This is a genomic window from Helicobacter acinonychis, from assembly GCF_900461455.1.
GTDB classification, from domain to species: domain Bacteria; phylum Campylobacterota; class Campylobacteria; order Campylobacterales; family Helicobacteraceae; genus Helicobacter; species Helicobacter acinonychis.
Map to the genome: position 1 here is coordinate 1,425,945 of NZ_UGIA01000001.1, position 12,755 is coordinate 1,438,699.

13 protein-coding genes and 1 other RNA gene are annotated in these 12,755 nt (G+C 37.9%); 7 read left to right on the forward strand and 7 right to left on the reverse strand.

The features are described 5' to 3' along the window. Positions 1-31 precede the first annotated feature (31 nt). The 3 genes from DYI00_RS07030 to DYI00_RS07040 are packed head-to-tail and all read left to right on the forward strand — an operon-like array spanning position 32 to position 2,941. Complete coding sequence (locus DYI00_RS07030) at positions 32-313, forward strand: TrbC/VirB2 family protein (protein WP_011578478.1); 282 nt, start codon at positions 32-34, stop codon at positions 311-313. Continuing rightward, positions 313-576, forward strand: a complete 264-nt coding sequence (locus DYI00_RS07035; RefSeq protein ID WP_011578477.1) for a hypothetical protein — start codon at positions 313-315, stop codon at positions 574-576. The genes DYI00_RS07030 and DYI00_RS07035 overlap by 1 nt, the downstream gene beginning before the upstream one ends. Position 577: 1 nt before the next feature. Beyond that, the gene (locus tag DYI00_RS07040) at positions 578-2,941 is read left to right on the forward strand and encodes a VirB4 family type IV secretion/conjugal transfer ATPase (protein ID WP_011578476.1); all 2,364 of its coding nucleotides are present in this window, start codon (positions 578-580) and stop codon (positions 2,939-2,941) included. A gap of 15 nt (positions 2,942-2,956) precedes the next feature. On the opposite strand, the gene ffs is transcribed toward DYI00_RS07040, so the two are convergent. Then, positions 2,957-3,054, reverse strand: an RNA gene (gene ffs, locus DYI00_RS07045) — signal recognition particle sRNA small type. A gap of 74 nt (positions 3,055-3,128) precedes the next feature. On the opposite strand from ffs, the gene DYI00_RS07050 reads away from it, so the two are divergent. The 3 genes from DYI00_RS07050 to nspC all read left to right on the forward strand — a co-directional run bounded on the left by DYI00_RS07050 (position 3,129) and on the right by nspC (position 6,841). After that, positions 3,129-4,562 (forward strand): COG3014 family protein, encoded by a 1,434-nt coding sequence (locus DYI00_RS07050; protein WP_011578475.1) that lies wholly within the window; start codon positions 3,129-3,131, stop codon positions 4,560-4,562. Positions 4,563-4,661: 99 nt separating this feature from the next. Beyond that, the gene (gene cheV1 / locus DYI00_RS07055; protein WP_011578474.1) at positions 4,662-5,627 is read left to right on the forward strand and encodes a chemotaxis protein CheV1; all 966 of its coding nucleotides are present in this window, start codon (positions 4,662-4,664) and stop codon (positions 5,625-5,627) included. Next, positions 5,624-6,841, forward strand: a complete 1,218-nt coding sequence (gene nspC, locus DYI00_RS07060) for a carboxynorspermidine decarboxylase (protein WP_011578473.1) — start codon at positions 5,624-5,626, stop codon at positions 6,839-6,841. Before cheV1 ends, nspC begins: the two co-directional genes overlap by 4 nt. Positions 6,842-6,847: 6 nt before the next feature. On the opposite strand, the gene lpxE is transcribed toward nspC, so the two are convergent. The 6 genes from lpxE to ribE all read right to left on the reverse strand — a co-directional run bounded on the left by lpxE (position 6,848) and on the right by ribE (position 11,907). Then, positions 6,848-7,420: a lipid A 1-phosphatase LpxE gene (gene lpxE, locus DYI00_RS07065; RefSeq protein WP_011578472.1), complete on the reverse strand. Its 573-nt coding sequence runs from the start codon at positions 7,418-7,420 to the stop codon at positions 6,848-6,850. A gap of 5 nt (positions 7,421-7,425) precedes the next feature. Beyond that, positions 7,426-9,003: a phosphoethanolamine--lipid A transferase EptA gene (gene eptA / locus DYI00_RS07070; protein WP_011578471.1), complete on the reverse strand. Its 1,578-nt coding sequence runs from the start codon at positions 9,001-9,003 to the stop codon at positions 7,426-7,428. A gap of 363 nt (positions 9,004-9,366) precedes the next feature. Then, entirely contained in the window at positions 9,367-10,014 is a 648-nt protein-coding gene (gene metI, locus DYI00_RS07080; RefSeq protein ID WP_011578470.1) for a methionine ABC transporter permease MetI, read from the reverse strand. A 1-nt stretch (position 10,015) separates the two neighbouring features. Beyond that, a complete protein-coding gene (locus DYI00_RS07085; protein WP_011578469.1) occupies positions 10,016-10,999 on the reverse strand; it encodes a methionine ABC transporter ATP-binding protein in 984 nt (327 codons plus the stop codon). A 14-nt stretch (positions 11,000-11,013) separates the two neighbouring features. Continuing rightward, a complete protein-coding gene (locus DYI00_RS07090; RefSeq protein ID WP_011578468.1) occupies positions 11,014-11,286 on the reverse strand; it encodes a FlhB-like flagellar biosynthesis protein in 273 nt (90 codons plus the stop codon). Next, a complete protein-coding gene (gene ribE / locus DYI00_RS07095) occupies positions 11,287-11,907 on the reverse strand; it encodes a riboflavin synthase (protein WP_011578467.1) in 621 nt (206 codons plus the stop codon). It lies immediately after the preceding gene. Positions 11,908-11,979: 72 nt separating this feature from the next. On the opposite strand from ribE, the gene DYI00_RS07100 reads away from it, so the two are divergent. Continuing rightward, complete coding sequence (locus tag DYI00_RS07100; RefSeq protein ID WP_011578466.1) at positions 11,980-12,744, forward strand: TatD family hydrolase; 765 nt, start codon at positions 11,980-11,982, stop codon at positions 12,742-12,744. Positions 12,745-12,755 lie beyond the last annotated feature (11 nt).

The window sequence follows — 12,755 nt, forward strand, 5'->3', positions numbered from 1 at the left end:
ACCATTATTAAGATTCATTTAAAGGGTTGTGATGTCCGCTCATTTTTTAAAAATCATTTTTTTAATAGGCATGTGTGTTTCAAGCTTGTTCGCTGAAGGCTTAGAGGGGTTTTTTAACGCCCTAGAAGCCCAGCTCAAAAGCCCTATTGCTAAGGGGATTTTAATGGTGATTTTCATAGGGATCGCTATTTATGTGTGGAGGAATTTAGACCGGTGGAAAGAGATTTTATTCACGATCCTTGGCGTGGTGTTTGGGATTTTTCTATTCTTTAAAGCCCCTAGTTTAGCGAATTGGTTTATGGGAATTTTTTAATGATTATTTTATCAGCGAGCGTGAAGAATTTGCGTGAAATTTCGGTCAAAGAAAAATTTTTGTGGCTGAACGCTAAATCTTATTTGATTTCTATTTTTGTGCCTTTTATCTTGCTTCCTTGGATTGATTTGTTGAGCGCTTTTTTATTGTATTTGGGGTTTTTAGCGCTCTTTAGCGTGCTAGAATTTTTTGATGAAGATATTGCAGATATTATTATTGCTAAAAGCAGAATAAAAACTAAAACCAAAAGTTATAGAGCATAGAATGCTAGAAAAGCTTGTAAGCGCTATCAAACAAAAAATTTCAAACTATTTTTTAGGGGTTTTGCCTAAAAGCTATTCTATGAGCGAAGAAAACAATATCCTAGGCTTGTATGATGAGCATTTTTTACTCACTAAAAATGAAAATCTCGTTGGCGTCCTCCGGTTAGAGGGGGTTAGTTATACCCATTTGAGCGTGGAGCAATTGCAAGATCTTTTCACGGATCGCCAAATGGCGTTGGATTCTTTAGAAAAAGTCGTGGCGCGAATCGTGGTTAAAAGGCGTAAAATTGATTATCAACAAAATATTCAAGCCAATTCCCAACACTTGCAAGCGATTTTAAACCAGTTTGAAAACAAAGAAGTGTATGAGAATCAGTATTTTTTAGTTTTAGAAAGCACGCATTCCTTGCAAGGCGTTTTAGAGCATAAGAAAAAATCCTTAATGCACGCTAATAGAGAAAATTTTAAGGATATTCTCTCTTATAAAGTGCATTTTTTACAAGAAACTTTAAGAAGTTTAGAAATCCAACTCAAAAATTATGCCCCCAAACTCTTAAACTCTAAAGAAGTTTTGAATTTTTACGCAGAATACATCAATGGGTTTGAACTGCCTTTAAAGCCTTTAGTAGGAGGGTATTTGAGCGATAGCTATATCGCTAGTTCTGTTACTTTTGAAAAAGATTATTTCATTCAAGAAAGCTTCAATCAAAAAATTTACAACCGCTTGATTGGCATTAAAGCCTATGAGAGCGAACGCATCACCTCCATAGCGATTGGGGCACTCTTATACCAAGAGACACCATTAGATATTATCTTTTCCATAGAGCCTATGAGTGTGCATAAAACGCTGAGTTTTTTAAAAGAAAGGGCTAAGTTTAGCATGTCTGGTCTCGTTAAAAACGAATTATTAGAATACCAAGAACTGGTCAAAACCAAACGATTATCCATGCAAAAATTCGCTTTAAACATTCTTATTAAAGCCCCTAGTTTAGGGAGATTAGACGCTCAAACAAGCTTAATTTTAGGGCTTTTATTTAAAGAAAACTTAGTGGGTGTTATAGAAACTTTTGGCTTGAAGGGAGGGTATTTTTCTTTTTTCCCTGAATGCATCCATTTAAACCACCGCTTGCGTTTTTTAACCTCTAAAGCCTTAGCGTGTTTAATGGTCTTTGAAAGGCAAAATTTAGGTTTTAAGGCTAATTCATGGGGGAATAGCCCTTTGAGTGTGTTTAAAAATTTGGATTATTCCCCTTTTTTATTCAATTTCCACAACCAAGAAGTGGGCCACAAAAACGCTAAAGAAATCCCTAGAGTGAATGGGCATACGCTAATCATAGGGGCTACTGGGAGCGGTAAAAGCACGCTGATGAGCTTTTTGATGATGAGCGCTTTGAAATACCAAAACATGCGCCTTTTAGCCTTTGATAGGATGCAAGGGCTGTATTCTTTCACAGAGTTTTTTAAAGGGTATTACCATGACGGCAAATCTTTTAGCATCAACCCCTTTTGTTTAGAGCCTAATTTGCAAAATTTAGAGTTTTTGCAATCTTTCTTTTTGAGCATGTTTGATCTTACGCCTTCAAGGAATAAAGAAGCCCTAGAAGACATGAATGCGATTTCTAGTGCGATTAAGAGCCTTTATGAGACTTTATACCCTAAAGCCTTTAGTTTGCTAGATTTTAAAGAAACGCTTAAAAGAACCTCATCTAACCAATTGGGTTTGAGTTTAGAGCCGTATTTGAATAACCCCCTTTTTAACGCCCTGAATGACGCATTCAATTCCAACGCTTTTTTAAATGTGATCAATCTAGACACAATCACTCAAAACCCTAAAGATTTAGGGCTTTTAGCCTATTATTTGTTTTATAAAATCTTAGAAGAATCCAGGAAAAACGATAGCGGTTTTTTGGTTTTTTTAGACGAGTTTAAATCCTATGTGGAAAACGATTTATTGAACACTAAAATTAACGCTTTAATCACGCAAGCCAGAAAAGCTAATGGCGTGGTGGTGTTAGCCTTGCAAGATATTTACCAACTGAGTGGGGTCAAAAACGCCCATAGTTTTTTAAGCAACATGGGGACTCTTATTTTGTATCCGCAAAAAAACGCTAGAGAATTGAAAAATCATTTCAATGTGCCTTTGAGCGAAACTGAAATTTCTTTTTTAGAAAACACCCCTTTGTATGCCAGACAGGTTTTAGTCAAAAATTTAGGTAATGGGAGTTCTAACATGATTGATGTGAGTTTGGAGAGCTTGGGGCGTTATTTGAAAATCTTTAATTCAGACTCTAGTCATGTCAATAAAGTGAAAGCGCTACAAAAAGACTATCCTAAAGAATGGCGTGAAAAACTTTTGAAGAGTTAGTTTTAATTGAAACACTCCTATTCAGATGGCTAAGGCACACAAGAAATTAGGGGACTCTGCTGTATTCCTACCCTGAAGCGTTACCCTAAAATCCTATTGCATAGGTCTAAATAAGAGCTTAGGGAACATTTTAGCCATAAAAAGCTTATGTTTTCATAAAAATGTTATGATACACTCAAATTCATGCATGCAAATTCCAAAAAGGGCTATATTGAAATCATTCACTTTATTGATGGGGGTTATTGTAGGTTTATGCTTAAGCGGTTGCATTGGTTATCGTGCGAATTTAGCCCATTTTAACACGCTCTATTATGAAGAAAGCCCTAAACAAGCTTATGAATTTTCCAAACAATTCACCAAGAAAAAAAAGAACGCTCTTTTATGGGATTTGCAAAATGGCTTGAGTGCTTTGTATGCAGGGGATTATAAGACTTCTTTAGAGGTGCTAGACAAGGCTGAAGATCGCTTTGATAAGACGCAGAACGCTTTTTTAAAGGGGGTTAGTTATGTGGGCGCTACCATTATTAATGATAATGTGCGTGCTTATGGTGGGAATATCTATGAAAGCGTTTTGATCAACTACTATAAAGCCATAGATTACATGCTTTTAAACGACAGTGCGAACGCTAGGGTGCAATTCAATCGCGCGAACGAGCGCCAACGCAGGGCTAAAGAATTTTATTATAAAGAAGTCCAAAAAGCCATCAAAGAAATGGACACTAGCAAAAAACACAATGTCAATATGGAACGCTCTAGGGAAAAAGTGGGCGAGCTTTTAAGTAATACCTACTCCAATTTAGACAAATACCACGCCTATCAGGGCTTAATCAATCCGGCAGTTTCCTATCTTTCAGGGTTGTTTTACGCTTTAGATGGGGATAAAAATAAGGGGCTAGGCTATCTTAACGAAGCTTATGGAATCACTCAAAGCTCTTTTGTGGCTAAAGACTTGCTCTATTTTAAAAACCCTAATAAAAGCCATTTCACTTGGATCATCATTGAAGATGGCAAAGAGCCGCAAAAAAGCGAATTCAAAATCGATGTGCCTATTGTCATGATTGATTCGGTTTATAATGCGAGTCTGGCTTTCCCAAAGTTGGAAAAAGGGGAAGCGTTTTATCGTAATTTCACCCTTGAAGAGAAAAATAAAACGACACCCTTTGAAACGCTATCTTTAATAGATGCAGTGGTTGCGAGCGAGTTTAGGAAGCAATTGCCCTATATCATCACCAGAGCCATTTTATCTGCCACTCTTAAGGTGGGTTTGCAAGCGATTGCAAATTATTATTTAGGGTTTTTTGGGGGGTTAATCACTTCATTGTATTCAGGCATAAGCACCTTTGCAGACACGAGAAACACGAGCATTTTTGCACATAAATTCTATGTTATGCGTATCGACAACAAGGCTTTTGAACATTATAAAGTCAAAGCCGACTCCACCGAGGCGTTTTCGTTTTCTTTAAAACCTTGCAAAAAATCGCTTGAAAGCCCTGAAGTCATTGACGCTAAAGAATTGCTTTCAGGGTTTGTGGCAGCCCCAAAAGTCTTTTGTTCTAACCGCCATAATATTTTATATGTGCGCAGTTTTAAAAACGGGTTTATTTTAAAGCAGTTGGAATAAACTTAAAAAATATAAAAAGAAACCCTAAAGTAACATTTAGCTTTCAAGTGCAGGTGCAAAAAACGATATAATCCACTAATAAAAACTTAAGGGGAAGTCATGGCTGATAGTTTAGCGAACATTGATCAAGTTACGAGCTTGCATAAAAATAACGAGTTGCAATTGTTGTGTTTTAGGTTGGGTAAAAACAAGGATTTGTATGCGGTCAATGTCTTTAAGATCCGTGAAGTGGTGAAATACCATGGCAATCTCACTATCATTAGCCACGAAAACAATTCGCTAGTTGAAGGGCTAATCATTATAAGAGAGCTCACTATTCCTTTGATTGATATGAAAAAATGGTTTTATTATGACAGCCAAAACAAAAACAAGGATTTACGCCCTTATAAAATAGAAAAAGACAAGGGCGAAGACGACATCATTATGATTTGTGAATTTTCCCGTTGGACTATAGGGGTTAGGATCTATGAAGCGGATAGGATCTTAAGCAAGAAATGGACTGAAATGGAGCAAAGCTCTGGATTAGGGGGATCTACAGGCAATAACAAGCTCGTGAGCCGCACGCGCTATTTTGATGGGCGTTTGGTGCAAGTGGTGGATATTGAAAAAATGCTTATAGATGTGTTCCCTTGGATTGAAGAAGAAAAACACAGCGATTTAGAAATGCTCTCTAAAATCCATTCTAACCAGTGCGTTCTCCTTGCTGATGACTCCCCAAGCGTTTTAAAAACCATGCAAATGATTTTAGACAAATTAGGGGTCAAGCACATAGACTTTATTAATGGCAAAACCTTATTGGAGCATTTATTCAGCCCAACAACAAATATCAGTAACATTGGTCTTATTATCACCGATTTAGAAATGCCAGAAGCGAGCGGTTTTGAAGTGATCAAGCAGGTTAAAAACAACCCTTTGACTTCAAAAATCCCTATCGTGGTCAATTCTTCTATGAGCGGTAGCTCTAATGAAGACATGGCTAGGAGTTTAAAGGCGGATGATTTCATCTCTAAATCTAACCCCAAAGACATACAGCGAGTGGTTAAGCAATTTTTGGAATTAGCATGAAACAATACAGTGCTATCCCCACCCCTTGCTATGTGCTAGAGAGCGAACGCTTAGAAAAAAACGCCAACATCTTAGAGATTGTGCACCAACAAAGTGGGGCAAAAATTTTGCTCGCTTTAAAAGGGTATGCGTTTTGGCGCGAGTTTGGAATTTTAAGGAAAAAATTGAATGGGTGTTGTGCGAGCGGTCTTTATGAAGCCAAGCTCGCTTTTGAAGAATTTGGGGGGCGAGAGAGTCAGAAAGAAATTTGCGTTTATAGCCCAGCCTTTAAGGAGGCTGAAATCAATGCCATTTTACCCCTAGCCACAAGCATTATTTTTAACTCTTTTTATCAATATACCACCTACAAAGACAGGATTTTAGAGAAAAACAAACAATTAGAAAACTTAGGCTTAAGCCCCATTAAAATGGGTTTAAGGATCAACCCCCTTTATAGTGAAGTAACCCCAGCGATTTATAACCCATGCTCTAAAGCAAGCCGGTTAGGGATTGTGCCTAGCGAATTTGAAAAAGGGGTCAAAGAGCATGGTTTAGAAGGGGTGAATGGGTTGCATTTCCATACGCATTGTGAGCAAAATGCTGATGCTTTGTGTAGGACTTTAGAGCATGTAGAAAGGCATTTCAAGCCTTATTTAGAGGGCATGGAGTGGGTGAATTTTGGTGGAGGGCATCATATCACTAGAAGCGATTATGATGTGGATTTGCTCATTCAAACGATCAAAGATTTTAAAGAACGCTACTGCAACATAGAAGTGATTTTAGAGCCTGGGGAAGCCATAGGGTGGCAATGCGGGTTTTTGCTCGCAAGCGTGATAGACATCATTAAAAACGACCAAGAAATTGCGATTTTAGACACTTCTTTTAGCGCTCACATGCCCGATTGCTTAGAGATGCCTTATCGCCCTAGCATTCTTAAAATCTCCATAGAAAACGATGGAGAGCTTATTGAAGTTGAAAAGGGCGAAAATCAAGGGGCGTTTTCTTACTTTTTGGGCGGTCCTACTTGTTTGGCGGGGGATTTTATGGGGAGCTTTAGTTTTGATACGCCTTTAAAAAGGGGCGATAAAATCTTATTTAAAGACATGCTCCATTATACGATCGTTAAAAACAATTCGTTTAACGGCATTCCGCTCCCAAGCCTAGCTAAAATAGACGAACAAGGTTTCAAAATCCTTAAAAACTTTTCTTATGAAGATTATAAAAACAGGAATTAGGGCTTTTTAGGATTTTTTCCAACTTGTGAAAAGACTCACGCACAGCACCCCAATACCAAGCCCAGCAAACACTGCGCCAATGGTGTGCATGTCTAAATAAATGCGAGTGAGCATGGTTAAAGGGATTAAAGGCAAGAGCCATAAATATTTTTTAAAAGAATAACGGCGCATTAAAAACACTACCGCTAAACCCACCATAGACGAATGGCCGCTTGGCATGTTGAAATTACCCCCATAAGGGCGCTCGCCCAAACGCCGATGATTGATTGTTACATTATTTAAGACCCTTTTGGTGGTGTGCGTGAGAAGGGTCGTAGCGATAGAGGCGTTAGCGACTTGAAAAAGCCCTATCACATCTCTTTTGATTAAAGGGATCGCCACAGATAAAATCGTAGGGAGGAAGCGTGCATAATGCTCGGTGAAATGAAACACTAAAGGCACGCTTTGATGTTTAGGGATTTTAGGGAAAGGGACAAAAATACCTAATAAAATCAAGCCCAAGCTGAACGACAACAGAGTTTTAGAAAAGCTTTTGGGTAAGCTTTCACAAAATTTTTGTTTGAATGAGAACTTTTTCATGCGTGTTATTTTACTCTTTTTTTGCGCTTAAATAAATCTAAAGAAGGGCGATAAACAATGCTAGGGGTTTTAAAATCTTCAAACACCCCTAAAATGCTATGGAAAATGGTATTTTGGCTGATTGGGGTTTGGGTTTGGATGATGGAATGCTCTTTCTTAAAAAGATCGTTAGCATAAACGATAAAGGGGATCTCGTATTGCTCTTTAGGGGCGATGCTTTTAGGAGTGCCATGCAAATAGAACGCTCCTTCGCCCAAACTCTCGCCATGATCGCTCAAATAAATCATTAAGGCAGGTTGTTTGGCGTTTTCAAGCATGCTAATGAGCTTGTCTAACACATAGTCGTTATAAACAATGGTGTTGTCATAGGCGTTAATCAAACTTTCTTTGGAGCAAGAAGACAAGTCAGCACTTGAGCAATAAGGCTTAAACACCATAAAATTTAAAGGTGCTTTTTTGTCATAGTTTGGGCCATGCGATCCGGCAAGGTGCAAGATGAGTAAGACATTTTCGTTAGAGTGCTCTTTTAAAAGGTTAGGCACATTATAGAGCAAGGATTCATCATAAGGGGCGATAGCTTCACAATTAGGGCATTTTTGAATCAATTCATAGTTTTTAAGGTAGCTCGTAACCTTAACATTCTTTTCGCCATCATTAGCACTATACCAAAAGACTTTGATACCGGCTTTAGTCAAGTAAGTGGGTAAGTTTTCATAGGTGCTAAAGCTATTTTTAAAAGAAGAATCTAAAATGCATTCTAAACTCGCTGTCGTGTAAGTGGCACAAGAAGTGGCGTTAAAAAGAGTGAGTTCATTATCGGCTAATCGTTTGCTTAATTTTGGGGTGGTGGGTTTTTCATAGCCATAAAGGGCGTAATTATGCTTCCTAGCGCTTTCGCCTATGACAAGCACTACAAATGTATGAGAATGGTTGGGGGAAAAAAGAGGGAGCGGCTTGATAGTGGGGGCGAAAAGTTTAAGAGCGCTCGCTCTAAAAACATTCACGCTATAAGCAAAGGGTAGGATTAAACCTCCTATAAATTTCGCATGCTTGTCAAACCATAGCCAGGTTTTAGCGTTGATCAAAGCGTTAGCGATAAAGATGCAAACCAATATTAAAAGGGCTAAAAAGCACGCTTTTTTAGAAGAGGCTTTAAGGGGGATTTTATAGATGATATAGCCAGGCAACACCCCAAAAATAACGATAAAAATGAATAATTTAACGCTTAAAAAACCTAAAGCTTCATGCGTGTTGGTGTTTAAGGCATTACCCATCATGCTTTTATTTAAAAACACCTTATAAACGCTAATGAAATAGAAAGCGATGGAATTGAGCAAACTAAAAACAATCGCGCTCCAACGCATTAAAGAAGAAGAGATCAAACCTAACGCCAAAAAAAGAGCGCCATTAACGCAAAAAAGCGCGATAGCGATAATTGCTATAAGACTTATTTGATGGCTTTCTGTATAAGCATACACGAATAAGGGGAAATGATACAACGCACCAAAAATAAGGCTATAAAGCAAACTGGCTTGCAGACAAGTTAGGGGCTTTAAAAACTTTAGATGAAATGATAATGCCAAACATGCCCCTTAAGTCAATAAATTTTGAGATTATATCGTAGTTAGAGGGATTTATGGTTTGATCTAAGGGCTTTAAAGCGGGTTTGTTGTAGGATTTCATCACGCCCCATAGTCGCAATATGGGGCAAATCTGTTCTCAAAAGGAGCCATCATGTCTAAAGTGCACGATAAACGCTCTTGGAAAGTATTATACCTTGAAATTTCAATTTCTTGGTTTAAAATAGTGTTTTTGATGAAACGCTGAGTTCAAGAGTGTTCCCTTAAGCTTAGGGTTTCCTTATAAGTGGGTTTGTCCTTGACTTTTGGGGCGTTGGTTATTTTGTGATTAAAAATGATTAAAAAAGGGTTAAGAGAGCCAAAACCCTAATACTTATGCCTTCTCAAGCGTTTTACCAAATAATCCCCAGCGCTTTGAATGATTTGCACTAAAACGATAATGACGACTACCGCATAAAAAAGCACATCGCCCCTATAACTTTGATAACCAATCCTAATGGCTAAATCCCCTAATCCACCAGCTCCTAAAGCTCCTGCCATAGCTGAATAACCTATTAAAGAAATTAAAGTAATAGTGATATTATTCACTAAAGAGGGTAGGCTCTCTAAAAGCATCATTTTAATAACTCCTAAATGAGACGCTCCCAAGCTTAAAGTGGTTTCAATCTTGCCATGCTCTACTTCCATCAAAGAATTTTCAAAAAGCTTTGCGACAAAAGGAATGGCTGAAATGGCTAGTGGGATAATGCTCGCACTTGAGCCAATGCTTGTGCCAATCAAAAAGCGCGATAAAGGCAAAAGCAAAATAATCAAAATGATAAAAGGGAAAGAGCGAGTCATGTTGATAGAAGTGTCTAAAATTTTATGCAAAAGGGGCTTGTTTAACAAATGCCCTTTTTTACTCACTAACAATAAAACCCCTAAAGGCAAGCCAAAAACAACAGCCAAAAAACTCGCCACAAACACCATATAAAGCGTTTCTAGCGTGGCTTGAATTAGCATTTGAGCAATCATTTTAATCCTTTAATTTTTCCACTTGCAAGCCTAAAGCGTTTAAATACTCTAAAGCCCTTTGCGTTTCCGCAATGCTACCTAAAAACCGCACCACTAAATACCCTATATCTTTGGTCGTAAGCTCTTCAATATTGCCCGAAATAATGCTCACATCTATTTTAAAACGCCTGATTAAATTAGAAATGATCGGCTCATCTAAATGCTCCCCTAAAAACACGATACGATAAACATTCTGCGATTTCTTATCTGCATGCTCGTTTTTAATACCAATCAATTCTTTAGTGACGGCATGTTTAGGGTTAGCAAAAATTTCTTCCACCAAACCTCTTTCTACAATTTTGCCGTTGCTTATCACACACATTTGATTGCACAGCTCTTTAACCACTTCAATTTCGTGCGTGATGAAAACAACGCTCAAATCAAGCTTTTTTTGAATATCTCTTAAAAGCGTTAAAATAGAATGCGTGGTTTTAGAATCAAGGGCTGATGTGGCTTCATCGCAAAGCAACAAATTAGGGTAATTCGCTAAACTCCTAGCAATAGCCACGCGCTGTTTTTGCCCACCGCTTAGCTGTTTAGGATAAAAATGCATTTTATCTTCTAGCCCCACTAATTCCAATAATTCATGCACCCTAGATTTAATCTTATTTTTTTCCCATTGGGCGATTTCTAGGGCGAAAGCAACATTTTCAAACACATTTTTAGCGCTCAATAAATTGAAATGCTGGAAAATCATGCCTATTTTTTGGCGCGCTTTTTGCAATTCTTTAGGCTTTAATTGCAATAAATTAACCCCATTGACTAACACTTCGCCAGAACTGGGGCGCTCCAAACAATTAATCAAGCGAATGAGCGTGGATTTCCCTGCCCCTGAATAGCCTATCACACCTAAAATATCGCCTTTTTTTAACTCTAAATCCACGCCCTTTAAAGCATGAAACCCATTTTCATAAATCTTTTCAATATTTTTTAATTCTACTACCATCGTTTGATTTTAACTCACTTAGACATTTGTGCATCATTTTCTACGCTATTGAGCCACAAAAACACTTGCACCACGCTTTCATACAATTCTTCAGGTATCACGCTGTCTAATTCCACCTTTAAAAGCGAATCCACTAGCATGGGGTTAGAAAAGAGCGCTATATCGTATTCTTTAGCTTTTTGAATGATCCTTTTTGCCACTTCGCCCACCCCACTTGCGATCACTTTTGGGGCATGATCTTGCCCCATGTTATAAGCTAGAGCGGCGGCTTTTATGGTTTTATTCATCTAATACCCTAAAGTCAAGGCGTCGGCTTCATTCCAAGAAACATTTTTTTCAAACCCTCTTGTTTTTTTTAAAATAGACGCAACGCTACGGACTAACAAATCGGTTTCAATATTCACGCGCCTTTTGAGTTTATAAGTCTTAAAAAGGGTGTTTTCTAAAGTGTAAGAAATGATCGTTAGCCAAAACCCTTTTTCTTCCACCTTGCTCAAGGTCAAACTCACCCCATCAATCGCAATAGAGCCTTGCTCAACACACAATAAAAGCGTTTCTTTAGAAGCGCTGATAAAAAAATCCACTTGGTTAGCGTTGTGAATGATTTTTTCAACTACCCCTATCGCATCAATATGCCCTTGCACAAAATGCCCATCTAACCTAGCGTTCGCTTTTAGGGCCGGCTCAATATGGACTAAATCCTTGTAATTTTCTAACGCCACGCTGTTTTGGGTTTTTTGGCTCAATTCCACGCTAAAATGCGTTTTTGAACTTTCTATGGCGGTCAAACACGCCCCATTAATCGCAATGCTATCGCCAAGCTTGGGACTAAGATCGCTTTCTATACTTAAAACATTGTTTTTAAAACTTTTCACTTTAGCTATTTTATGGATTAACCCACTAAACATAATTGGTTGTTATTTTCCTTATGTTAAAATGCTCAGTTATTATAACATATTAAATAAAACCATAGGATAAGCATGTTTATTGATACGCACTGCCATCTAGACCACAAGGATTATGAAAACGATTTAGAAGAAGTGTTAAAAGAAAGCTTAGAAAAAGGCGTTTCTAAATGCGTGATTCCAGGTGCGGACATGAAAGATTTGAATAAAGCAATAGAGATTAGCGAAAAACATGAAGGCGTGTTTTTTGCCATAGGTGCTCATCCTTATGATGCGGATAGCTTTGATGAAAGCTTGTTTGAAGCGTTTGTTGGGCATGAAAAATGCGTGGCGATAGGCGAATGCGGATTGGATTACTACCGCTTGCCTAAATTGAATGAAAGAGAAAATTACAAAAACAAACAAAAAGAAATTTTTACAAAACAAATTGAATTTTCTGTCAAACACAAGAAGCCTTTGATTGTCCACATTAGAGAAGCGAGTTTTGATAGTTTGAATCTTTTAAAAAATTATCCTAAAGCTTTTGGGGTGTTGCATTGTTTTAATGCTGATGGCATGCTTTTGGAATTGAGCGATCGTTTTTATTATGGGATAGGGGGGGTTAGCACTTTTAAGAATGCTAAAAGGTTGGTAGAAATCCTCCCTAAAATCCCTAAAAACAGGCTTCTTTTAGAAACGGATTCGCCTTATTTGACCCCACACCCTTTTAGAGGCACTAGAAATAGCCCTACTTATATCCCTTTAATCGCTCAAAAAATTGCCGAAATAATTAATATAGAGACTGAAGAGCTCGCTTCTTTAAGCACGCATAACGCCCAAACGCTCTTTAACTTCCCTTAAAAGTAAAGTTG